Annotated in this window: 26 protein-coding genes; 11 read left to right on the top strand and 15 right to left on the bottom strand. The window is 63.2% G+C overall.

Translation table 11 applies throughout. The features are described from left to right. Nucleotides 1-37 precede the first annotated feature (37 nt). Nucleotides 38-1210, top strand: coding sequence for an MFS transporter (locus tag ACMU_RS10770; RefSeq protein ID WP_035259391.1), 1173 nt, complete (start codon nucleotides 38-40; stop codon nucleotides 1208-1210). Here the strand turns inward: ACMU_RS10770 and ACMU_RS10765 are convergent. Together ACMU_RS10765 and ACMU_RS10760 are read right to left on the bottom strand one after the other, a co-directional pair. Then, complete coding sequence (locus tag ACMU_RS10765) at nucleotides 1207-1692, bottom strand: GNAT family N-acetyltransferase (RefSeq protein ID WP_051588272.1); 486 nt, start codon at nucleotides 1690-1692, stop codon at nucleotides 1207-1209. The genes ACMU_RS10770 and ACMU_RS10765 overlap by 4 nt on opposite strands. Before the next feature lie 15 nt (nucleotides 1693-1707). Next, on the bottom strand, nucleotides 1708-2766 hold the full coding sequence (locus ACMU_RS10760; protein ID WP_051588271.1) for a Hint domain-containing protein: 1059 nt from the start codon (nucleotides 2764-2766) through the stop codon (nucleotides 1708-1710). 220 nt (nucleotides 2767-2986) lie between these two features. On the opposite strand from ACMU_RS10760, the gene ACMU_RS10755 reads away from it, so the two are divergent. From ACMU_RS10755 to ACMU_RS10715, 9 genes are all read left to right on the top strand, one after another. Next, the gene (locus ACMU_RS10755; RefSeq protein WP_035259389.1) at nucleotides 2987-3766 is read left to right on the top strand and encodes an SDR family oxidoreductase; all 780 of its coding nucleotides are present in this window, start codon (nucleotides 2987-2989) and stop codon (nucleotides 3764-3766) included. 12 nt (nucleotides 3767-3778) lie between these two features. Continuing rightward, nucleotides 3779-4906, top strand: a complete 1128-nt coding sequence (locus ACMU_RS10750; RefSeq protein ID WP_035259387.1) for a hypothetical protein — start codon at nucleotides 3779-3781, stop codon at nucleotides 4904-4906. 78 nt (nucleotides 4907-4984) lie between these two features. Next, nucleotides 4985-6079 carry an ABC transporter ATP-binding protein gene (locus tag ACMU_RS10745; protein WP_035259385.1) on the top strand — a complete coding sequence of 365 codons (1095 nt, stop codon included), beginning with the start codon at nucleotides 4985-4987 and terminating at the stop codon, nucleotides 6077-6079. 147 nt (nucleotides 6080-6226) lie between these two features. Further along, complete coding sequence (tatA, locus tag ACMU_RS10740; RefSeq protein ID WP_035259383.1) at nucleotides 6227-6436, top strand: twin-arginine translocase TatA/TatE family subunit; 210 nt, start codon at nucleotides 6227-6229, stop codon at nucleotides 6434-6436. A 21-nt stretch (nucleotides 6437-6457) separates the two neighbouring features. After that, nucleotides 6458-6925: a Sec-independent protein translocase protein TatB gene (gene tatB, locus ACMU_RS10735; protein WP_035259381.1), complete on the top strand. Its 468-nt coding sequence runs from the start codon at nucleotides 6458-6460 to the stop codon at nucleotides 6923-6925. Further along, the gene (gene tatC / locus ACMU_RS10730) at nucleotides 6922-7830 is read left to right on the top strand and encodes a twin-arginine translocase subunit TatC (protein ID WP_035259378.1); all 909 of its coding nucleotides are present in this window, start codon (nucleotides 6922-6924) and stop codon (nucleotides 7828-7830) included. Before tatB ends, tatC begins: the two co-directional genes overlap by 4 nt. Beyond that, entirely contained in the window at nucleotides 7827-8669 is an 843-nt protein-coding gene (locus ACMU_RS10725) for an ATP-binding protein (protein ID WP_035259376.1), read from the top strand. Before tatC ends, ACMU_RS10725 begins: the two co-directional genes overlap by 4 nt. A 70-nt stretch (nucleotides 8670-8739) precedes the next feature. Further along, nucleotides 8740-9519, top strand: coding sequence for an RNA polymerase sigma factor (locus ACMU_RS10720; RefSeq protein ID WP_051588270.1), 780 nt, complete (start codon nucleotides 8740-8742; stop codon nucleotides 9517-9519). Between the two features lie 33 nt (nucleotides 9520-9552). After that, entirely contained in the window at nucleotides 9553-10023 is a 471-nt protein-coding gene (locus tag ACMU_RS10715; RefSeq protein WP_035259374.1) for a YybH family protein, read from the top strand. Here the strand turns inward: ACMU_RS10715 and ACMU_RS10710 are convergent, their stop codons facing one another. The 5 genes from ACMU_RS10710 to ACMU_RS10690 form a co-directional block, all read right to left on the bottom strand. Further along, nucleotides 10024-11124, bottom strand: a complete 1101-nt coding sequence (locus ACMU_RS10710) for a peptidoglycan DD-metalloendopeptidase family protein (protein ID WP_051588269.1) — start codon at nucleotides 11122-11124, stop codon at nucleotides 10024-10026. 52 nt (nucleotides 11125-11176) lie between these two features. Then, nucleotides 11177-11821, bottom strand: coding sequence for a protein-L-isoaspartate(D-aspartate) O-methyltransferase (locus ACMU_RS10705; protein ID WP_035259368.1), 645 nt, complete (start codon nucleotides 11819-11821; stop codon nucleotides 11177-11179). Further along, the gene (gene surE, locus ACMU_RS10700; protein ID WP_035259367.1) at nucleotides 11818-12603 is read right to left on the bottom strand and encodes a 5'/3'-nucleotidase SurE; all 786 of its coding nucleotides are present in this window, start codon (nucleotides 12601-12603) and stop codon (nucleotides 11818-11820) included. The genes ACMU_RS10705 and surE overlap by 4 nt, the downstream gene beginning before the upstream one ends. 141 nt (nucleotides 12604-12744) lie before the next feature. Beyond that, on the bottom strand, nucleotides 12745-13392 hold the full coding sequence (locus ACMU_RS10695; RefSeq protein WP_035259364.1) for an SDR family NAD(P)-dependent oxidoreductase: 648 nt from the start codon (nucleotides 13390-13392) through the stop codon (nucleotides 12745-12747). Then, entirely contained in the window at nucleotides 13389-13874 is a 486-nt protein-coding gene (locus ACMU_RS10690) for a DUF1284 domain-containing protein (RefSeq protein ID WP_051588268.1), read from the bottom strand. Before ACMU_RS10690 ends, ACMU_RS10695 begins: the two co-directional genes overlap by 4 nt. Nucleotides 13875-13956: 82 nt before the next feature. On the opposite strand from ACMU_RS10690, the gene ACMU_RS10685 reads away from it, so the two are divergent. Then, nucleotides 13957-14616, top strand: coding sequence for a histidine phosphatase family protein (locus ACMU_RS10685; RefSeq protein ID WP_035259361.1), 660 nt, complete (start codon nucleotides 13957-13959; stop codon nucleotides 14614-14616). Nucleotides 14617-14768: 152 nt separating this feature from the next. Here ACMU_RS10685 and purF read toward each other — a convergent pair whose 3' ends face one another. From purF to ACMU_RS10645, 8 genes are all read right to left on the bottom strand, one after another. After that, on the bottom strand, nucleotides 14769-16235 hold the full coding sequence (purF, locus tag ACMU_RS10680; RefSeq protein ID WP_152544585.1) for an amidophosphoribosyltransferase: 1467 nt from the start codon (nucleotides 16233-16235) through the stop codon (nucleotides 14769-14771). Between the two features lie 100 nt (nucleotides 16236-16335). Continuing rightward, nucleotides 16336-16896, bottom strand: coding sequence for a CvpA family protein (locus ACMU_RS10675; RefSeq protein WP_035259360.1), 561 nt, complete (start codon nucleotides 16894-16896; stop codon nucleotides 16336-16338). Between the two features lie 18 nt (nucleotides 16897-16914). After that, nucleotides 16915-18282 carry a DNA repair protein RadA gene (gene radA / locus ACMU_RS10670; protein WP_035259357.1) on the bottom strand — a complete coding sequence of 456 codons (1368 nt, stop codon included), beginning with the start codon at nucleotides 18280-18282 and terminating at the stop codon, nucleotides 16915-16917. A 43-nt stretch (nucleotides 18283-18325) separates the two neighbouring features. Further along, nucleotides 18326-18763: a paraquat-inducible protein A gene (locus ACMU_RS10665; RefSeq protein WP_407636994.1), complete on the bottom strand. Its 438-nt coding sequence runs from the start codon at nucleotides 18761-18763 to the stop codon at nucleotides 18326-18328. A 39-nt stretch (nucleotides 18764-18802) separates the two neighbouring features. Beyond that, complete coding sequence (locus ACMU_RS10660; RefSeq protein WP_035259353.1) at nucleotides 18803-19549, bottom strand: ABC transporter ATP-binding protein; 747 nt, start codon at nucleotides 19547-19549, stop codon at nucleotides 18803-18805. Beyond that, nucleotides 19546-20325, bottom strand: coding sequence for an MlaE family ABC transporter permease (locus ACMU_RS10655; RefSeq protein WP_152544584.1), 780 nt, complete (start codon nucleotides 20323-20325; stop codon nucleotides 19546-19548). The genes ACMU_RS10660 and ACMU_RS10655 overlap by 4 nt, the downstream gene beginning before the upstream one ends. Then, nucleotides 20322-21374, bottom strand: a complete 1053-nt coding sequence (alr, locus tag ACMU_RS10650) for an alanine racemase (RefSeq protein ID WP_035259351.1) — start codon at nucleotides 21372-21374, stop codon at nucleotides 20322-20324. The genes ACMU_RS10655 and alr overlap by 4 nt, the downstream gene beginning before the upstream one ends. Before the next feature lie 43 nt (nucleotides 21375-21417). After that, on the bottom strand, nucleotides 21418-22911 hold the full coding sequence (locus ACMU_RS10645; RefSeq protein WP_035259777.1) for a replicative DNA helicase: 1494 nt from the start codon (nucleotides 22909-22911) through the stop codon (nucleotides 21418-21420). Nucleotides 22912-22951 lie beyond the last annotated feature (40 nt).

Genomic DNA, 22951 nt, shown 5'->3' with positions numbered 1-22951 from the left:
TGATGAAGTCGGTGTCATTTCATCACCGGATTTTCCCATGCCTTCCGCCGAAAAAACCGCGCGGCTGCAATTTCTTGCCCTGCTATTTGTCGAGACCGTCAGCGCCGCGATGATTGTGCCCTTCATGGGCTTTTTCCTGATCGAGGGGCTGGGCCATCAGCCGTGGATCCTCAGCGTCTATTCGGTGATGGCCGTGGGACTGACGCTGACGGCGAACCGCCTGTTTGCCCGGCGCATTGATGGCGGCACACGGGTGTTCCCGCTGATCGGGCTGGCGGCCACGGGGTTTGCCCTTGCCGCGGCTGCGCTTTTTGCGGTGCCCAAGCTGTGGATGGTGCTGAGCGTTGGCGTGCTGGGCTTTGGCATCAGCTCTACCGCGATATCCACCATGTTCAGCCTGGGCGGCAGCATGGCCGAGCGGCACAATATGGACCGCGGCACCTTCAACAGCCACATGCGCGCCACCACGTCGACCGGCTGGATGGTCGGGCCGGCGGCGGCGTTTCTGGTGGCCGACCTGATCTCGGTCCGGGCGGTGTTCGGCTTTGCGCTGTGCATGTCGCTGATCTGGATCGTGATGTGGTGGTTCACCCTGCCGCGCGACGTGACCGCCGAGCCCAAGCCCAAAGCCGACGCGGTCGGGGCGACAAGCGTTTCGGGCAGCATGCGCATGGCCGCGGCGTTTGTGTTCTGCATGTCGTTGGCGCATTCGCTGACCTTTGCGTCGTTGCCGGTGTTTTACGTGGCCGAGGTTGGGTTGCCCGGCTACGCGCCCGGCCTCGCCTTCAGCGTGAAAACCTTTGTCGAGGTGTTCGCCATCTTCTCGGTCCCGATGATCGTGGCACGGATCGGCATGCGGCGGGCGCTGCTGGGCACCACGGCTTTGGCGGTGGTGACGATCCTGGTCTTGTCGCAGGTGCAGACCTTCCCGCAGATGGTCGCAGGTGCGGCGATGGAGGGGCTGTATTACGGGCTCTATGCCAGCCTTGGCATCAGCTATGTGCAATCCTTTGGCAAAGACCGCCCGGCGGGCGCCACGGCGCTGTATTGGAACACGCTGATGGTCAGCGGGTTGCTGGCCGGGCCGGTGGCGGGCGCCATGGCGCAGTTTTATGACTTTCAGACGGTGATCATGTTGGCCTCGGGTGTGGCGCTGCTGGCGCTGGGCGTGTTGGCCATCACCCGGCAAAGGGCGCCCGCCGCGGCCTAGCTGCGATCCGCCCGCATTGGCAGAATGCGCCCCCATGGCGTGTCCTTCGACGGGCCAAACGCCCGGAAACCGGCCTTTTCATAGGCCGCGATGGCGCGCGTGTTGTCGGGGTGCGGATCGGTCGCCACCACCGGCGCACCGGCGGCAAACAGGTCGGCGACGCGCTGCGCGATAAAGGCCGGCCCGTGGCCCTTGCCCACCATATCGGGCAGGCCGATGAACTGATCGATCCCGCGCGACCCAAGGGGCAGTTCAAAGAAATGGTGCCCGTCCCAGCCATGCACGGTGTAGTCCTGCATATAGGCAAAGGGCCGGTCACCAAGCGACACGATAAAGCGCGCGACACGGCTGTCGGTCAGCTCGGCAGGGCTGTCGGGTTCGTCGCTGTCCCACCACACCCGCACATGCGGCGCGGCGCGCCACGTTGCCAGCAGCGGCAGATCGCCGTTCAGAACCTTGCGAAAATTGTACTCGGTCCCCATGACCCGGCCACCGGGTCAGGTGTCGCGCGGGCGCCGTTGCAGGCGTTCGGGCCGCAGGCGCGCCTTGTCCGGCTCTTTGCCGAAATGCGGCTTGTGCGACAGGCTGGGTAGGGCGGTTTCCATGTCGCGGGCCAACTCGTCCGGCAACCGGCCCAGCGCGCGTTCGTCGACCAGCAGGCTTTCGGTCGGGGTGCACTCGGCATAAATGATTTCGTGAGCGTCAAAGATCAGGTGGAAGTAATCCACAAAACCGCCCGTGCGGATAAAGACCGCCTCGTTCTCAACCAGATCACGGGCGCGCACCAGAACCTCGGCCTGGTTGGCCAGCCGCTCGTTCGGGTCGGTCTGATAGATGAACAGCCGCTGGAACTGGCTGACGATCATGTCAGACGCATTGGCCAGCGTGCCCTTGGTGATCACCACCGGCGCATAGGGCCCCACCGCGCGCACCGTCCGGTGCCCGATCCAGCGCACCGGCTGCGGGCCACGGTCGCGGGTCAACACTTTGTCGCCCACACGCAGGTTCTCGATCGGGCATTGCGCGCCGGAACCCAGCGTGATCATCGTGCCGCGGGTAAAGGCCACCGGCGTGATATCGGCCAGCTGCACCTCGCCCGCATCCGCGTTGGCGTCGATCAGGGCATAGCTGACCTTGGGCTCAATCGGTTCCAGCGGCAGCACGTAAAGCTCGCCAAAGGCACTGTCCGCCCCGGCAACACCAATCAGCAACATCTCGACGATTTGCCCGTCAGGTTCCATCAGGCGAATCCGCCCGTCCAGCGAAATGCGGTCTCCCTGCGCCCCAACTTCGGATCCCGAGGCGACGGTGGGCGAATGAGTGCCGGCCCGCAGGAAACGCCCCGATCCTATGGCGCTGGCAGACCGGTCATGCACCGCCAATTGCTTGGCCTGTGCGTCGGGCAGCATGTGGTAAACATCGCCTGGACACAGTTCATCCAACGCCGTCATCGGGTCGCCCTGATTAGCCCCGGACACCACCATGAAATCCGTCGCAGGAAAGACATGCGCGGCGTAATTGGCGTGTGCCTGCGAACGTTGGGGCGATTGGGGCAAGCGGGGGTCTCCGGTACGAATATACTTCTATTGCCTTATCAGAGGCTTCTTCGGACTAACATGGGAATTGGGCGAGAATTTGATCACTTTCCGGTCCTTGCGCATTTTCGCAGGTTTTTCTGCGCAACCCTCCTGACACCCTTGCGTCAGCAGCGCGCTTATCCGATCTTTCCCCCCAATCCGCGCGGGGATATCCCTGCGCCCAACTGGGAGAGCGTTCATGGATCTGGGAATTTCGGGCAAGAAGGCGCTGGTCTGTGCGTCGTCCAAGGGGCTGGGGCTGGGCTGTGCCCGCGCGCTGGCCGAGGCCGGCGTGTCGCTGGTGATGAACGCCCGCGGGGCCGAGGCGCTGGAAGCTGCTGCCGCCAAGATCGTCGAGGATTTCGGGGTCGAGGTCACAACCGTCCCCGCCGATGTCACCACCGCCGAAGGCCAGGCCGCCGTGCTGGCCGCGGCCGAGGGCGTGGATATTCTGGTCACCAACGCCGGCGGCCCGCCCCCGGGCATGTGGCACGACTGGGACCGCGACGATTTTGTCGCCGCGCTGGATGCCAACATGCTGACACCCATCGCGCTGATGAAGGCGCTGCTGCCCGGCATGATCGACAAGGGCTGGGGCCGGGTGGTCAACATCACCTCGCAATCGGTGAAATCGCCCATTCCGGTGCTGGGCCTGTCCAACGCCGCGCGCGCCGGGCTGACCGGCTATGTCGCCGGCACCTCGCGGCAGGTGGCCCCGCACGGGGTGATCATCAACAACCTGCTGCCCGGCATCCACGCCACCGACCGCGCCGTGTCGCTGGATACCGGCGTGGCGCAGGCCGATGGCATCACGATGGAGGAAGCGATTGAACGTCGTTCGGCCACCATTCCCGCCCGCCGCTATGGCACGGCCGAGGAATTCGGCGCCACCTGTGCCTTCATGTGCTCGCAATATGCCGGTTACATGGTGGGTCAGAACATCCTGCTGGATGGCGGGTCGATGAACGCAACAATGTAAGAGGTGCCGGCTATGGCCGAAAAGAAATTCAGCCTTGCCGATCAATTATATAACGCCGACAAGGTCGCCTATCTGGGCGGCCTTTTCCGCGATGCCGATGCCGGGTTCGATGCCGATGCGTTTCACGCGCAGGTCATGACCCGCCTGCATGATTTCGAGCTGAAACAGCGCGCGATCTGGATCACCGAGTGCCTGGAACCGCACCTGCCATCCGACTTTCCCGCCGCCGCTGCCGCCATCCACGCCATGCTGCCCCCGCCGCTGGACCCCACGCTCAGCGACGATGATTTCGGCGATTTCATCTTCTCTCCGCTGGCGATCTATGTCGAACGCAACGGCATGGACGCCGCCCATCTGGACACCGCGCTGACCCTGCTGCACGCGCTGACACAGCGGTTCTCGGTCGAATTCTCGATCCGTCCCTTCCTGAACACCTATCCCGATCAGGTCATGGCGGCGCTGGCCACCTGGGCGCGGGACGACAATTACCACGTGCGCCGTCTGGTGTCCGAAGGAACGCGGCCCAAACTGCCCTGGGGGCAGAAAATCGGCCTCGCCCCCACCGACCCGCTGCCGCTTCTGGACCTCCTGCATGGCGACAAGACACGCTATGTCACCCGCTCGGTCGCCAATCACCTGAACGACATCGCCAAGATCGACCCGGCCATCGTGCTGAACCGTCTGGCCGCGTGGCAGGCCAAAGGCGCGCAAGACGCGGCCGAGATGGATTGGATCACCCGCCACGCCCTGCGCGGGCTGATCAAGGCCGGGCATGCCGATGCCATGGCCATGCTGGGCTATGCCGCCGACGCGCCGGTGGATTGCGACCTGACGGTGGACCCGGCCACCTGCGCCATCGGCGACACCGTCACCCTGCGCGCCACGATCACGGCCGCCACCGAACAGCCAGTTCTTGTCGATTACGTGATCGACCGGCTGCTGGCCAATGGCAAAACCGGCCGTAAGGTCGGCAAATGGGCCGAGAAAGTGGTGACACCCGGCGCACCGCTGGTGTTGGAGAAAAAGGTCAAGTTCGTCAAAGGCGCCACCACCATTTCCTACAATCCCGGCCCTCATCCCATCCACCTGCAGGTCAACGGTGTTCTGCGCGCTTCGACGCAGGTGGACCTGACGGCCTAGGCTTGCGGCACCGGCGCGGGCTTGCTATCAGCGCGCAAATCCTGATGATTTGCGTCAGGGATGGCATGAGGCACCGGTTTGAGCACCCAGACACCGCGGCTGGAAATTCGCAACATCACGCGTCAGTTCAACGGGCGCGCGGTGGTGGACGACGTGTCGCTGTCGGTGATGCCGGGGCAGGTGACCTGCCTGCTGGGCCCCTCGGGCTGCGGCAAATCCACCACGCTGCGCATGATCGCGGGCGTCGACATGCAGGATGCCGGCGAGATCTACGTGGACGGCAAACTGGTCTGCGACACCGTGTTTCGCATTCCGCCTGAACGCCGCTCCATCGGGATGATGTTTCAGGATTTCGCGCTGTTTCCACACCTGACCGTCGCACAGAACGTGGCCTTCGGCCTCAAGGGCCGGGCGGGCGACCACACAGCGCGGGTGGCAGAGTTGCTGGAACAGGTCGATATGGACGGCTTCGCCGATCACTATCCGCACCACCTTTCGGGGGGCGAGCAACAGCGCGTCGCCCTGGCCCGCGCGTTGGCGCCGCGCCCGGCGATCCTGTTGATGGACGAGCCGTTTTCCGGCCTCGACAACCGCCTGCGCGACGAGATCCGCGACCACACGCTGTCGGTGCTGAAATCGGCCGGCACCGCCGTGGTTCTGGTGACCCATGAACCCGAAGAGGCAATGCGCATGGCCGACGAGATTGCCCTGATGCGCAATGGCCGCGTGGTACAGTCGGGCGCGCCTTACAACATCTACAACGCACCCAAAGACCGGCAGGCGGCGGCGTTTTTCTCGGATATCAACGTGATCTCGGGCGAGGTGCAGGGGCTGACGGTTGACACGCCCTTTGGCCAGTTCCTGACCCCGGCCCAGCCCGACGGCACCCGGGTCGAGATCGTGATCCGCCCCCAGCACCTGAAGATCGAGCTGGACCGCAACGGCACCGGACCCAGCCCAACGCCCGAAAACGGCGTCGCGGCCCGTGCGCAGGTGGTACGCGCCCGGTTCATGGGTGCCGAAAGCCTGGTGGAGTTTCGCATGGATGCCGATGACACCACCCTGACGGCCACCGTGCCCGGTGTCTTCCTGCCGCGCCCCGAAACGCCCATGTGGCTGATGATTCGCCGCGACCGCTGTTTCGTTTTCCCGCAGGGGCTCGTTACCCACTAGACGGTATTCCCCGGCACGACCTTTCTAACTAAAACAAGACAATCCGTCGCATTGGACCTTCCCTCGGCAGCGAGGAATGTCTAGATACATACAACTGCGTACGCCATCGGGAGCAGCCCGGAGGCACGAAAACGAAGGAAAACTATCATGTCGCTTGGTCCCTGGCAGGTATTGCTGATCGCTGTAGTGGTGCTGGTCCTGTTTGGCCGCGGAAAAATCAGTTCGCTGATGGGTGAGGTCGGCAAAGGCATCACATCGTTCCGCAAAGGTGTGTCCGAAGGCCAAAAGGAACTGGAAGAAGCTTCGACCGACACCGTCAAAGACGTGACGCCCGAAGAAGACAAAGAAAAAACCTAATTCTCGGGCGGAGGCGTCGGAATGTTTGACCTCGGCTTCGCCGAATTGCTGATCATTGGCGTGGTTGCGCTGATTGTGGTGGGTCCCAAGGACCTGCCGGGTATGTTCCGTACCGTCGGGCAATTCACCGGTAAGGCTCGGAAAATGGCGCGTGACTTTCAGCGCGCCATGAATGATGCAGCCGAGGAAAGCGGCGTTGGTGATGTCACCAAGGGCCTCAAGGCCGCCGCCAACCCGGCCAAGTTCGGGCTGGATGCCGTCAAGGACGCCGCGAAAGAGGCGACCAGCTGGCAACCACCGGAACCGGCCGAAGACAGCACACTCAGCGAAGACCGGGCCGAAGCCGCCGCCAAGATCCAGGCCGCCACCGCCGCCAAGGCAACCGAACGTCTGCAGGCCGAGGCCGCCGCCGCTGAAGAGGGCGCGCAAGCGACCGATGAAGCCCCCGCGCAAGCCACCCAAGACCCCGCGAAAAGTGACCCCGCATGAGCGACAAATCCGAGATCGATGACAGCGCCGCGCCGCTGATCGAGCATCTGGCCGAACTGCGCACCCGCCTGATCCGCGCCGTATCGGGCTTTATCGCCGGGTTCATCATCTGCTTCATCTTCGGCGGGCCACTGCTTGAATTTCTTCTGATTCCCATCGAAAGCTCGATGCGCGCGCTGGGCGATCCAAACCCGGTGATGCAGTATACCGCGCCACAGGAATACTTCTTTACCTTGCTGCGTGTCGCCATGGTGTGCGGGCTGGTGCTTTCCTTCCCTGCCATCGCGTACCAATTGTGGCGTTTCGTGGCGCCGGGCCTGTACAAAAACGAAAAAGGCGCGTTTTTGCCATTCCTCGTAGCCTCGCCCGCCCTGTTTCTTGCAGGGGCGGCACTGGCGCATTTCGTTGTAACCCCGCTGGCGATGAAGTTCTTCCTTGGCTTCGCCGATGCCTCTTCCGTGTTTACGGCCTTCGTCAATGACGTGGCTGAAGGTGTGGTCGACCCTGTCGCCAACACGTCAGACGGCATCAAAATCGTCTTCCAGGGCAAGGTAAACGAAAGCCTCGATATCACGCTGAAACTGATTGTGGCCTTTGGCCTGTGTTTTCAGTTGCCGGTGCTGCTGGTGCTGATGGGCCGGGCCGGCCTGACCAGCGCCGCGGCGCTGGGCCGCACCCGCAAATACGCGGTTGTGGGCATCCTGATCCTGGCCGCTGTCGTCACCCCGCCCGATGTCATCACCCAGGTGATCCTGTTCGTGGTGGTCTATGGCCTCTATGAAATCTCGATCTTCCTTGTCGCCCGTGTTGAAAAACAGCGCGAGGCACGTCTGCGGGCCGAGGGCCTGTGGGAAGACGAGGACGAAGACGACGACGCAGAAGAAGAAGCCGACGCCAAGTCATGACCGATGACGCGCTGACCCGCATCGCCGAGGCGCTGGAGCGGCTCAGCCCGCCTGCAAGCGCGGCGCCGGATTTTGACGCCGCCGACGCCTTTGTCTGGCACGTGGCACCCGACCGGCTGCAACCCGTGCCCGACGTCAACCGCGTCGATCTGGACCTGCTTTTGGGCATCAACCGCGCCCGCGACATCCTGCTGGACAACACGCTGCAATTTGCACGCGGCCTGCCCGCCAATAACGCCCTTTTGTGGGGTGCACGCGGCATGGGCAAATCCAGCCTTGTGAAGGCTGTGCATGCCGAGGTTCTGAACCGCGGCGCGGCCTTGAAAATTGTCGAGGTTCAGCGCGAAGATCTGCCTTCCATCGGGCGGCTGCTGACCATGCTGCGCAGCGCCGACGCGCGGTTTTTGCTGTTCTGCGATGACCTGTCGTTCAGCCATGACGACCAGCATTACAAATCGCTTAAGGCGGTGCTGGATGGCGGTATCGAGGGCCGGCCCGACAACGTGGTGTTCTATGCCACGTCGAACCGCCGCCACCTGATGCCGCGCGACATGATCGAGAATGAGCGATCGTCGGCCATCAACCCGTCCGAGGCGGTCGAGGAAAAGGTCTCGCTGTCTGACCGGTTTGGCCTGTGGCTCGGCTTCCACCCCTGTTCGCAAGACGAATACCTGGCGATGATCCGGGGCTATTGCGATGCCCATGGGGTGGTGATCGACGACGACACCTTGCGGGCCGAGGCCATCGAATGGCAGGCCACGCGTGGCGCGCGTTCGGGCCGTGTGGCGTGGCAATACTTTACAGATCTGGCTGGCAGGCAGGGCAAAAGTTTAAAATAGACGTTAAACTTTGTCACACATGGCCCCGTGCGCGCGTCTAACTATATGTACGCAACGAAACGAGGGCCCCATGACCCAGCCACCCGACATCCAAGCCGCCATTTCGGGGGACAAACCCGCGTTGGAGCGCATCATCCGGTCGGTTCAGGACCGGGTGCACCGGCTGGCCATGCGTATGCTGGCCAACCCCGATGACGCGGCTGAGGCGACGCAGGAAATCCTGATCCGCGTGGTCACGAAACTGTCGACGTATCGCGGCGAAAGTGCTTTTGAAACATGGGTTTACCGGATTGCGACCAACCACCTTCTGACGGTACGCAAGGGCATGGCGGGCCTGACTTTCGAGGCGTTCGAGGCGGACCTGCATTCCGGCCTGTCCGACGCGCCCGAGGCGGCCGATGTTGTGATGCTGAACGAGCTGCGCATGGCCTGCACCATGGCGATGCTTCTGTGTTTGGACGTGAACCACCGCATGGCCTATGTGCTGGGCGATATTCTTGAGATGGAGCACAGCCAAGCCGCTGATTTGCTTGATATTTCCCCGGCGAACTATCGCAAGCGGCTGTCGCGTGCGCGCGGTGATGTTCAGGCCTTTACCTCTCGCGTTTGCGGCCTTGCCAACCCCGGCGCCCGCTGTGCCTGCCCGCGCCGTTTGCCCGCCGCCCGCGCCGCCAAACGCCTGCCGCCGGACCCGACGCCGGGCGCGCCGGGCTATGACGCGGTCAAGGCGCGGGCCGCGCAGGTGGCCGGAGACCTGAAAACCCTCACTTTGCAGCGGGCCATTGGCGACCTTGCCTGCCCGTCCGACCTTGCCTCGGCCCTGTTGGCCGCGGTTGACCCGCCGGGCTGATACCCGGCTAACCCCCTCAAAGGAGACAGAAAAATGAACCGCTTTTTTCAGGCGGCCGCAATTTTTGTGGCCGTCACCACCCCCGCCTTGTCAAATGAAGGAGTTCCCATGACCAAGGATCAAACCGCCGTAATGGCCACGATCACCAACATGACCGAGGCCTTCCACGCCAAGAATATCGAAGGCGTCATGTCCGCCTATGAAGCGCAGGCCACCATCATGTTCGAACCGGGAGTACCGGCCAGCGAGGCGGCACAAATTCACGGTGGTTTCGAAATGTTCTTCGGCTTCGATCCCAAATTTACCTATGGGGAACATGAGGTTATCGTGAACGGCGACACGGCGCTGCACATCACGCCCTGGGACATGACCGGCACCGATCCCGCTGGCAACGCGATGTCGCAAAGCGGGCTGTCGGTGGCCGTGCTGCGCCGTCAGGATGACGGGGGCTGGAAGATGGTCATCGACAACCCGTTTGGCGCTCATGTGATGAGCGCCAAGTGATCAGTTGAGATAGGGCAGGGGATCGACGCTTTCGAACCCCTCCCGCACTTCGAAATGCAGGAAACTTGGCGACCCGCTGCGCACCACGGCGATCTTTTGCCCGCGCGTGACGGTGTCGCCTTTTTCCACCGCGATATTGTCGATATTGGCATAGACCGTCAGCAGATCGCCGGAGTGGCGCAGCACCAGGATCGGCACCTGGTCGGTGTCGCGGGTGATCGCGGCCACGGTACCGTCGGCGGCGGCCGATACCGGCGCACCGGCGGCGGCGCCGATATCGATGCCCTCGTTTGTCTTACGCTCGAACGCGCGAATGATCGAACCCTGTGCGGGCAGCGAAAGGCGCGCGTTCGAGGTGCGATCCTGCGACAACTCGGGCGAAGCTACGGACTCAACGACGACGGCCTCGGGCTCGGGTAGCGGGGTTTGCGCGCTGGGTGGGGTTGGCGCCACCGAGCCTTCGCCGGGCAGGGTGGTGGTGGTGATCGCACCGGGCGCCTGTGCGGCCACGGGGATCAGCAGGTATTGCCCCTCGCGCACTTCCAGTTCCGGGCCCAGCCCGTTCCAGTCGGCCAGCGCACGCACCGAAACGTTGTAGAGCCGCGAGATCGAGAATGCCGTTTCGCCGCGCACCACCTGATGGCGGATCGGTTCAACGGTTTGCGACGTGGCCACAGGTTCGATGGCGGAATTTTGCCCATCGGCGCGGTCAATCGCGCTGTTGGCCAGTGCGGCGATGTCGATTGCCTCGGCATCGGTGGCTTGCACCCGGGTGGGCAGGGCCAGAATTTCACCGGCGCGCAACTGCACATCCGGGGTCAGACCGTTATGAGAGGCAAGGCCGCGTGGATCGATTCCAAGACGGTTTGCCACCGTTGTCACGTCGTCGCCCGACCGGGCCACGGCCACTTGGTAACCGGGGTAAGAGATCACGCCGCGCGCGTCCGCTTCGGGTCGTGGCGCGGTCACCTGTTGAACAGCGTTGGACGTGTTGCCCAATTCCGACGGTCGAAGATCGATATCGAAATCGTCGCATCCTGCCAAGAAAATAAGGGCCATCGCCGATAGGCCTGACCGAATGACACCTTGTGTGGTGGCCATTGCTCTACTCCTTACATCCGGCGGGGGCGTTCTGCCCGGGCCGGGGGAAACCTCAGTCTTGTCCAAGCCCTTCGACAAGCGGCACGAAACGCACCGCGCGGAGCTCTTCATAGTCAAATCCGTCGGCTTGCCGTGTCACCTTGATCAGTGACTGCACTGCGTCGGACTGGCCAACGGGTAGCACCATAATACCGCCCTCGCGCAGTTGCGCCAAGAGCGGGCCGGGCGCATCTTCGGCGGCCGCGGTCACTAGGATGCGGTCAAACGGTGCTTGGTCGGGCAAACCGTGGCTGCCATCGGCCATGATGGCGGTGACATTGGTCAGGCCCAGCCGGTCAAACTGTGCCTGCGCCTCGCGGATCAGACGGCGGTGGCGTTCAACGGTGTAAACGCGGCGGGCCAGGTGGCTGAGGATCGCGGCCTGATAGCCCGAGCCTGTGCCAACCTCGAGCACCTTGTCGCGGGGCTGCACATCCAGCGCCTGGGTCATCAGGCCCACCACCGAGGGCTGGCTGATGGTCTGTCCGCAGGCAATCGGCAGGGGCATATCCTCGTAGGCGCGGTTGGAAAACAGCCCGTCGCGCACGAAAGGGCCGCGGTCGATGGTTTCCATCGCGTTCAGGGTGCGCGTGTCGGTCACGCCCTTGGAGCGCAGCGCAAAGAGGAACTGCATCTTTTGTTCGGCGCTTGCGCTCATTCAAGGCGCTCCGCCAGGGCGGTCAGGGTGTCGTGGGCCGTCAGGTCGGCACGCAGGGGGGTGACGGCGATATGGCCGTCAAGGCAGACGGTGACGTCGCTGCCGGGCCCGGCCGGCGTCTGCTGGCCGCCGCCGGTAACCCACAGGAAGCGCCGCCCAGTGGGCGAGGTCTGTGCCTGCGTGGTATAGCGGGCGTCGCGGCGATAGCCCTGATGGGCGACCATCAGGCCCTTACTGGCACCAGAGCCTATGGGCGGGAAGTTGACGTTGTAGAACAGGCGATAGTCGTCCTGTGTCCAAAGTCCCCGGTCAACAAGTTTGCGAACAGTTGCCGCCCCTTCGGTTCTGGCAATATGGAACATGGCATCCGCGCTGCGGTTATCGGGGCCGATATATTGCGACAGGGCAATCGCGGGCAGGCCTTGCAAGGCGGCTTCCATCGCGCCACCAAGCGTGCCCGAGTACAGCACGTTCTCGCCTGCATTGTTGCCACGGTTGACGCCCGAAAGCACCAGTTCGGGAGGCGCGTCCTTCATGACCTCATGCAACCCGGCCAGAACACAATCAGCGGGCGCGCCTTCGGCGGCAAAGCGGCGGGGGCCAAGCTCTGCCAGCATGGTGGGGTGGGTGTAAGAGATCTTGTGGCCTACGCCGGATTGTTCAAACGCGGGGGCCACGGTCCAGACTTCGCCCTTGGGGCCGGCAATTTCGGTGGCGATGGCGTGCAGAACCTTCAGCCCCGGCGCATTGATGCCGTCATCATTGGTGATCAGGATACGCATGCCCGTTTTGCCCCTGTTTTGCTGTCCTTTCTCAATAGTTGAGCAAGGACCGTGCGGCAAGCGTCGATGAACGCCCCTTTCAGCGGGCCCACCCACCAGCCCTGTCCCCGCCTCAAGGGGCGTGCGCTGACGCGCGGCGTATCAGGGCAGAGTGGCGACCAGACGCTCGGCCTCGGCCTTGGGGGAGGAGAGGGGCGAGCGGTCTTCGCCGGGGTAGAACCGGGCGCGCGTGGCCGTGGGCATGGAGTTGGGCGCAAATATCTGCACGTGGGGAGATTGGGAGCGGGCATTTTCAGAGGCCCAGCTTTCAAAAAGTGCGCGTTGCGCGGCTTTTGTCGCCGCGTAGGCGCCGTGGAAGGCACCGGCATTGGGATCGTCAATCAGCACGGCGCGCCCTTGCGGTGCGGCCTTCAGCAGCGGTGAAATCAGCGGGATCAGGGTGCCCATGGCCGCAATGCCGGTCGCGATGACCTTGGCCCAGTCCTTTTCGGGTATATGGTCGGCAGGGCTGAGTGGGGCCACCTGGATGGCACAATGCACCCATAGGTCCAGTTTGCCCCAGCGGTCATATGTGGAGCGGCAAAGGTGCCGCATCGCATCGGTTTGCGTGATGTTCATTGGCGCAAGGGTGGCCGAGCCACCTTTGGCTTGAATGCGGTCGTCCAATTCTTCCAGCGCACCGGTGGTGCGGGCGACGGCAAGAATATGGTGTGTGGGGGCCAGAGCCTCGGCGACGGCGGCGCCAAAGCCGCGCGAGGCGCCGGTTACGAGGGCGATCTTTTGTGTCATGGTTGCTCTTTGACGGGGCGTGCGTCGGGCGTCAAGGGGGCGGTTGTCGCAGCGCCGTGCAGGCGGGCCAGCGCCGCCTCGCACATGCCGTAGCGCAGCCATTGGCAACCATCGCACACGCGCGTCAGGTCGCCGGGTTTTATCCGGTCGACAATTCGGGCCTGTGCCTCGTCCCAACTGAGCCTGTCGCCGGGAGACAGGTCAAGTGCCGCGGCATGTGCGGCGTCCAGCTTGTCTATCCGGGCCTGTTGATCGCATCCGGCGCTGCGGCGATGCGGGCAAGGGGCGCAGATATCGTCCGCGGTGCCTGTCACCTCGATCATGGTGCGCCCGCCACCATGGCGGCGCAATTGGCCCATCACAATTGCTGTCATATTCGCGGTGAAATCAGGGGCATAGCCGTGGCCGTCATAGCCCAGGGCACACAGGAAATGGTGCGGGCGAAAGCGGACGGGGGGCAAATGGGAAGGGCGCGGCGACATGGGTAAGATTTTTCCCCGCAATGAGGGTTTTGGTCAAGCCGGGGCAGATGATAGAACGCCACGACACAGGCAAGGAAATGGCATGGTAGAGATCACACTTGTGCGCCACGGGCAGGCGCAGACCGGGGCGACCGATGAACACAGCTATGACAAGCTCAGCGATCTGGGACACCAGCAGGCGCAGTGGCTGGGGGACTATTTTGCCGAGACAGGGCGCAGCTTTGACCATGTGATCAGCGGCACATTGAACCGGCAACGGGACACCGCCGGTGTGATCGCCGGGGCACTGTCGCTTGAAACCCGGCAGGATGCGCGGCTGAATGAATTGGACTACTTCGGGCTGTCTCAGTCGCTGAAGGAGACCCACGCGTTGGACATTCCCACCGACCGCGCAAGTTTCGTGGCCCATGTTCCGCAAGTGCTGAGCGCTTGGCAGGCGGGCGACATTCATGACCACCTGGAAGGATTCGACGCGTTTCAGGGTAGGATAGAGGCGATGATTTCCGAGGCCGAAGCGCTGGGTGGGCGCGTGATGATGGTCACGTCGGGTGGAGTGATCGGCATGACGATGCGCTTGTTGCTGCAGTTGGAAGTGAATGCATATGCCAATGTCTTGCTGAACATCATGAACACCTCGGTGCATCGGTTTGTGAAAACCGGCGACAGCCTTGCCCTTGCCATGTTCAACGGTGTGCCTCATCTGGAAGCCAAAGACAGGGTCGGCGCGCGCACCTATATCTGAGCTGTACCGTTACCAAATTGAGCGCCTGGCGGCGCACGCCTTATTCTCCGCGCCGAGCGGCGCGTCGGGTGGGCGCGTGACGCGGGCGTCTGGACGCCAAATCATGCATGTCTTGTGCCGAAGGCACGCATTTTGGTTGAATGGCGGGACGGTTATTCTGCTGCCTGAACTTCGAACCCGTTGGCGATCATGTCGCGCGGGGCAACCGGATATTCGCCAGAGAAGCAGGCGTCGCAATACTGTGGTGATTTCGCATTGCGGCCGTCTTTTTCACCCACGGCGCGGTAAAGACCGTTCAGCGAGATAAAACGCAAGCTGTCAACGCCCAGATGATCGCGCATTTCGTCTTCGGACATGTGGCTGGCCAGCAGCTTTTCGCGTTCGGGCGTGTCGACGCCATAGAAGCACGGCCAGGCGGTGGGGGGCGATGCGATGCGGAAATGCACCTCTTTTGCGCCGGCATCCAGGATCATATCCTTGATTTTCATCGAGGTTGTGCCGCGCACCACGCTGTCATCCACCAAGATTACACGTTTATCGCGGATCAATGCGCGGTTCACGTTCAGTTTCAGCCGCACACCCATGTTGCGGATCTGTTCGGTCGGCTCGATGAAGGTGCGGCCCATATATTGGTTGCGAATGATCCCCATGCCGTAGGGGATGCCGCTTTCGTGGCTGAACCCAATCGCGGCGGGTGTGCCGCTGTCGGGCACGGGGCAGACCAGATCGGCCTCGACCGCGCTTTCGCGGGCCAGTTCCACGCCGATTTGGCGGCGGGTTTCATAGACAGACTGACCGCCAAGGATGCTGTCGGGGCGCGAGAAGTACACGTGTTCGAAAATACAGAACCGCGATTTCTTGCGTTCAAACGGGTGAAAGCTCTCTACCCCGTTTTCCTGGGTGATCACCACCATTTCACCGGGCTCGATTTCGCGCTCATAGTCGGCGCCGATAATGTCCAGTGCACAGGTTTCCGAGCTGAGCACCCAGCCATCGCCGACCTTGCCCAGCACCAGCGGGCGCACGCCCAGCGGGTCCCGCACGCCGATCAGCTTGGTCCGCGTCATGGCGACCACCGAAAACGCGCCTTCGACCCGGCGCAGCGCGTCTTTCATCCGTTCGGGGATGTTACGCTGCAGCGACCGGGCCATCAGGTGGATGATACATTCGCTGTCCGAGCTGGACTGAAAGATCGAGCCGCGCTCGATCAGTTCACGCCGCAATTCGTCGGCATTGGTGATGTTGCCGTTATGGGCAATCGCCGCGCCGCCCATCGAGAACTCGCCAAAAAACGGCTGCACATCGCGAATCTGGGTCTGACCCTTGGACCCCGCGGTGGAATAGCGCACATGTCCGATGGACAGGCTGCCGGGCAGGGTTTCCATCAGGCTGGCTTTGGTGAAATTGTCGCGGACATAGCCAAAGCGCCGTGCCGAGGCAAAGCCGCTTTCGGGGTGATGCGAAACAATGCCGCCGGCCTCTTGCCCGCGATGCTGCAGGGCGTGCAGGCCAAGGGCCACGAAATTCGCCGCGTCGGACACGCCGACAACGCCGAACACGCCACACTCCTCTTTCAGTTTGTCTTCGTCAAAAGGATGGGCAGGGGGCAGCTGAGGCATAGGGCTAAGCGTTCCGAATCTTCTGGGGCCTGATGGCCCCTTCCATAGACGCTTGTGCTCGCACTGTCACGAAAGGATCACATTCGCGGTGATCAACAGTTCATTCGGTGGGCGCGTTACACTGCCCCACGAGGTCTTCGTAATAGCCCGTCAGCCAGCCCACGGCCTGCTGCGGATCACGCTCGGCAATTTTGGCTGTCAGCTCGTTAAAGATCTTCGCCGACTGGCTGTTTTCCACCTGCGGGAAAGGCTCGGTCGTAATGACCGCCGAGTAAACAAAGAACGCCACGGCCACCAGCAGGACACCGCGTGCCGCGCCAAAAAGGAAGCCCAATGCCTGATCGATGCCGCCCAGGGCCGAGCGTTGAACCGCCGATGCGAAAAGCGGTGTAAAGATCGACACGACAACCAGGCCAACTGCGAAGACGGCAGCGAAGGCAGCGATCAGCGAAATCTCGCAGCTGTCGACAAGGAAGTCACCAACAAACGGAACCTGCCGGATCAGCGGTTCCGCTTGCGGGGCAAAGATATAGGCGGCGATGGCGGCTGCGACCCAACCCAGGATTGCCAATGCCTCGCGCACAAGACCGCGCGAATAGGCAAGGATCGCCGATAGCACGATAATCACCGCGACAATGGCATCAACGACAGTAAAATCCATTTCAAGCTCCTGCCCGGGTTATCCCGCCCCGAAAATTTCTCCGACAAACGCCGTCAGATCAGCCATCTGCCGAACCTTCAGCGCTGTTTCGCCCCCCGGCTTACCACGTTTCGGGGCGATGGCTTGGTTGAAACCAAGTTTTTGCGCTTCTTTCAACCTGTTTTCGGTCTGGCTGACCGGACGTATGGCGCCCGATAGGCTGATTTCGCCAAAAACCACTGTGTCGGCGGGCAGGGCAACATCTTCGCGCGCGCTGAGAAGCGCCGCGGCCACGGCGAGATCGGCGGCGGGTTCCGTAACGCGCATGCCTCCCGCGACATTCAAAAACACATCCAGACCCGCAAATGGGATGCCGCAGCGCGCCTCGAGTACCGCCAGCGTGGTCGACAGCCGCCCCGAATCCAGCCCCACAACCGTGCGCCGGGGCGTGCCCAACGGCGAGGGTGCCACCAGCGCCTGGATCTCGGTCAGCACCGGGCGCGTGCCCTCGATGCCCGAAAACACCGCCGCCCCCGGCACGGGCTGCGTGCGGTCGGTCAAAAACAGGGCCGAGGGGTTGGAAACCTCGGACAATCCGCCGCCCGTCATCTCGAACACGCCGATCTCGTCGGCGGGGCCAAAGCGGTTCTTTACGGCGCGCAGAATGCGGAACTGGTGGCCGCGCTCGCCTTCGAAATAGAGCACCGTATCGACCATGTGTTCCACCACGCGGGGGCCGGCGATCTGGCCCTCTTTGGTGACGTGGCCCACCAGAACCACGGCCGTGCCGGTGCGCTTGGCAAAGGTGGTCAGCTCATGCGCGGCGGCGCGCACCTGGCTGACGGAACCCGGCGCGCTGTCGACATTGTCGGCCCACATGGTTTGTACAGAATCAATGATGGCCAGCGCCGGACGCTCGGCATCCAGCGTCGTGATGATATCGCGCAGGTTGGTTTCCGAGGCCAGCTTGACCGGCGCGTCGGACAAGTTCAGCCGCTGGGCGCGCATGCGCACCTGGGCGGTGGCCTCCTCGCCCGAAATATAGACGCAGTCCAGCCCCGCGCGGGCAAAGGCCGCGGCCGCCTGCAACAACAGCGTTGATTTGCCGATGCCTGGGTCACCCCCCACCAGAATGGCCGAGGCCGGCACCAGCCCGCCGCCCAGCACCCGGTCAAGCTCGGCCATGCCGGCGCTGGTGCGCGGGGGCGGGGCCTCGGACGTGGACAGGTCGCCCAGCAATACGGCCTTGCCCCGGCTTGCACCCAGTGACTTTGACTTGGGACCCGCCGACAAAGGCGCCTCTTCGACGATGGAGTTCCACTCGCCGCAGGCATCACAGCGTCCGGCCCATTTCTTGTGAACCGCGCCGCAGGCCGTGCAGGTGAACATGTTTGACTGTTTTGCCATGGCGCCAAGTAGTGCCCCGCACAGGGGCCCGACGCAAGGGGCCTTAGCCGCCGCGTTTGATCGGCGTCAGGATCGACAGCACCAGCGAGGCAAGGATACATGCGCTGAACAGGTACAGACCCCAGGCAACCTCAATCCGTGCAAGCCCCACGCCTTTGACGACAACCACGTAGATTGCGATCAGAAAGATATCTGCCATCGCGAGTTTCCCCAGCCAACCGAGGGCGGGCAACAGCCGTGGCGAGGCCATGCGGAAATGGATCAGCGCCAGGCCGATGGTCTTAAGATAGGGGGCAAACAAGGCAAAAACGGTCACCAAAAGGGCCAGGATCACATCGGTGCCCCAAAGGCTTTGCAAACCGGACATAACCGAGATCTCATTCAGCCCGAAAAGTGGCAAGAGCCCGGCGCGCATCAGCGGCGCGAACCACGCAATGGGGAACAGGACGAGAAGGGTGAGGTTGGCGTATTTGATCCACATGCTTCGCATATACGTGCTGTCCGGCGATTTGCGAAGGGCTCAGCGCACAGCCTCGATCGGGCCATCGGCGCGGCCATGGATGAACTGATCCAGGTACGGATCGCCCGAGGCATCCATCTGCGCCACCGGCCCGGCCCATTTGATCACCCCGTCATGCAGCATCGCCACATCGTCAGCGATGGCGCGCACCGAGGACATGTCGTGCGTGATGGTCATGGCGGTGGCGCCCATTTCGACCACGATCTCGCGTATCAGGTCGTTGATCACCCCGGCCATGATCGGGTCCAGACCCGTGGTGGGTTCGTCGAAAAAGATGATCTCGGGCTCGGCGGCGATGGCGCGGGCCAGCCCCACGCGTTTCTGCATGCCGCCACTGAGTTCGGCCGGAAACAGGTCGGCGACATCGGGCTTCAGCCCCACGCGGCGCAGTTTTTCGATGGCGATCTCGCGCGCCTCGTCACGCGGACGTTTCAGCGCGCCGCGCAGCAGCCGAAAGGCGACGTTTTGCCAGACGGGCATCGAATCAAACAGCGCGCCGCCCTGAAACAGCATGCCGAACCGGGCCAGAAACGCATCGCGATCCGTGCCGCCCACTGGCTGCCCACCCACGCGGATGGTGCCCGCATCCGGCGTGATCAGGCCCAGCACGCATTTCAGCGTGACCGATTTGCCGGTGCCCGACCCGCCGATGATCACCAGCGACGTGCCCTGCGGCACATGCAGGGTTACGCCCTGCAACACCTTCTTGGGGCCAAAGGCCTTGTGCACGTTATCCAGTTCGATCATGCCGAGAAAAACGCCTCTGTCAGCAGGTAATTGGCCGCCAGGATCAGGACCGAAGCCGCCACAACCGCCGATTTTGTCGCCCGGCCCACACCCTGGGCGCCGCGCCCCGAATTCATGCCGTAGAAACACCCGGTCAGCGCGATCAGAAAGCCAAAGACCGCGCCTTTGATCAGGCCCGATGCGACATCCCAGAACTCCAGGAAATCCACCGTGTTCTGCAAATACACCGCATGGTTAAAGCCCAGCCGCCCGGTGCCCACCAGATAGCCGCCAAAGATGCCGATACTGTCGCCCACAGCCACCAGAACCGGCACGCTGAGCGTGGCGGCCAGCACCCGTGGCACGGTCAGGTACCGCATCGGATCGGTGGACAGGGTGACCAGCGCATCAATCTGCTCGGTCACCTTCATCGTGCCGATCTCGGCCGCGATGGAACTGGCGACGCGCGCCGCCACCATCAACCCGCCCAGAACCGGGCCCAATTCGCGCGCCATGCCGATGGCCACGATCGAGGGCACAACCGCCTCGGCCTCGAACCGGCTGCCGCCGGCATAGATTTGCAGCGCCAGCGCCGCGCCGGTGAAAATGGCGGTCAGCCCCACTACCGGCAGGCTGAAATAGCCGATGGTCAGCAGGGCGTGGCCAAATTCGCGCGCATAAAACGGGGGGCGCAGCATCGCGGCCAGGGTGCGGGCCAGAAAGATGGCCCCCGCGCCCAGACCCGCCAGCAAGGCCAGCGTTGCCCGGCCCAGCCCGGCCAGCGTGCCGGTGATCATGCGGCACCTCCGCCCAATAGCTGACGACGATAGCGGGCGCCAAGCGAGGTGAGGATCTCGTACCCGATGGTTCCGGCGAAGCCGGCCAGCGCATCAACACCCTGTTCGGCGCACAGGATGTCCAGGCTACGCGGTTCAACGCCCAGATGGGTGATGTCGACGGCGATCATGTCCATCGACACGCGGCCGCGGATCGGGCAGGCGGTGCCCTCGTGATACAGCGCGCCTTTGCCCGACATGGAACGCAGCAGGCCGTCGGCATAGCCGCCGGCAACGGTTGCGATGGTGGCCTGTTCTTCGGCCACCCAACTGGCGCCGTACCCCACGCTTTCGCCGGGTTCCACCACGCGGGACTGAATCACCGGTAACGAGATATGCGCAACAGGGCGCGCTGCGTCGAAGGGCAATCCTCCATAGAGCCCCACGCCGGGGCGCGTGACATCGAAGTGGTATTCAGGGCCGAGCAGCAATCCACCCGTCGCCGACAACGAGCGGGGCGCACCGATGCCATCGGTCATGGCACGAAACATCTCAAGCTGTGCGATGTTTTGAGGGTGGTCCGGTTCATCCGCGCAGGCCAGGTGGCTCATCACAAGCTGCGGCCCGGCGCCCAGCACCAGTTCGGCCACCCCGGCCCATTCGGCGGGTTCCATCCCCAGCCGGTTCATCCCGGTGTCCAGCTGCACACCAAAGGGCGCGGTGCCCAACGCCTCGAAATGGCGGGTCAGCTGATCGACCGAGTTCAGCAGCGGGATCAGGTCCAGATCGCTGATCATGTCGGTGTCGCCGGCCATGTGGCCGCTGAAAACAAAAATTTCGGGGCCGCGACCCAGAACCTGCCGCAACTCGGCCCCTTCTTCGGCGGCGGCAACAAAGAATTTGCGCACCCCGGCCTTGGCCAATGCACGGGAAACGGGCGCCACGCCAAGGCCATATCCATCGGCTTTGACCACCGCAGCGGTTTCCACCGTCGGGGCGGATTTGGCGTCCAGCGCTTGCCAATTGGCCACAAGCGCATCGAGATCTATGTTCAAGGTTCCTGTCGACATGCCGAAGGTTTCGAGCGCTTGGCGCCCAAGGTCAACCCCTCAATCACCCGTCAAACTCGCGATCGCCGCCCTGTTGCCACGCTTTGGCCAGGTTGCCAAAGCGGGTGAACTGCGCCTCGAACGACAGCTCGACCGTGCCGATGGGGCCGTGGCGCTGCTTGCCGACAATCACTTCGGCCTTGCCGTGCAGGCGCTCCATATCCTCGATCCACTTGGCCGTTGCGTCGGCATCCGTCTCGTCCGGCTTCTCGCGTTCTTTGTAATATTCGCCGCGGTAAACGAACAGCACAACGTCGGCATCCTGCTCGATCGAGCCCGATTCCCGCAGGTCCGACAGCTGTGGGCGCTTATCGTCGCGGCTTTCGACCTGACGGCTGAGCTGCGACAGGGCGATGACCGGGATGTCCAGTTCCTTGGCGATGGCCTTCATGCCCATCGAGATCTCGGCGATTTCGTTCACCCGGTTCTCGGCCGTGCCCCGGCACAGCTGCAAATAGTCGACAATCAGCAGGTCCAGCCCATGGGTACGTTTCAGCCGCCGGGCCCGCGCGGCCAGTTGGCTGATCGGAAGGGCCGGTGTGTCGTCGATAAAAAGCGGGCAGCTTTCCAGCGTCTTGGCAGCCTCGACAAACCGGCGGAACTCTGCCTCGGTCATGTCGCCCTGGCGGATCTTGTGCGAGCTGATTTCCGACGCCTCGGCCAGCACGCGGCCCGCCAGCTGTTCGGCGCTCATCTCCAACGAAAAGAACCCAACCACACCGCCGTCCACCGCGCCCTCGGACCCGTCGGGTTTCTGGCCGCGCTTATAGGCCTTGGCGACGTTAAAGGCGATATTGGTGGCCAGCGAGGTTTTGCCCATGGACGGACGCCCGGCAAGTATCAACAGGTCCGACGGGTGCAGACCACCCAATTGCTTGTCCAGATCGATCAGACCGGTCGAAAGGCCCGCCATTCCGCCGCCGCGCTGATAGGCGGCGTTGGCAACGTTCACCGCGTCGGTGACGGCACGCAAAAAGGACTGGAACCCGCTCGAGGCCTGACCCTGCTCGCCCAACTTGTACAACGCCTGTTCGGCCTCGACGATCTGTTCCTTGGGTTCGGACGCGACATCGACCTTCGATGCCTTGTCGGTGATCTCGTTGCCCAGCGACATCAATTCGCGTCGGATCGCGAAGTCATAGATCATCTGGGCGTAATCCTTGGCCGCAAAGGCCGAGATCGCCGCCCCCGCCAGACGCGCCAGATAGGCCGCACCGCCCAGTTCCTTCAGCCCCTCGTCATCCTCAAGAAACGCCTTCAGCGTCACCGGCGAGGCCAGCGCGTTTTTCTGAATCCGCGCCTGTGCAACCTCATAGATGCGCGCGTGCACGGGTTCGTAGAAATGGTGGGGTTTGATGATGGACGCGATCCTGTCATACACATCATTGTTCGTCAGGATCGCGCCCAGCAATTGCTGCTCGGCCTCGATGTTATGCGGCATGCCGCCGCTTTCTTCACTGCCCTCGGTGCCCTGCCGGATCGCTGATAATTCGTTCACGTCTTTTGTCCCTGCGCTTGGCGTTCTGGAATACAGGAAG

Source organism: Actibacterium mucosum KCTC 23349 (genome assembly GCF_000647975.1).
Classification (GTDB): Bacteria; Pseudomonadota; Alphaproteobacteria; order Rhodobacterales; family Rhodobacteraceae; genus Actibacterium; species Actibacterium mucosum.
The sequence above is the reverse complement of the archived record's forward strand: the minus strand, read 5'-3'. Positions and strand labels throughout refer to the sequence as shown.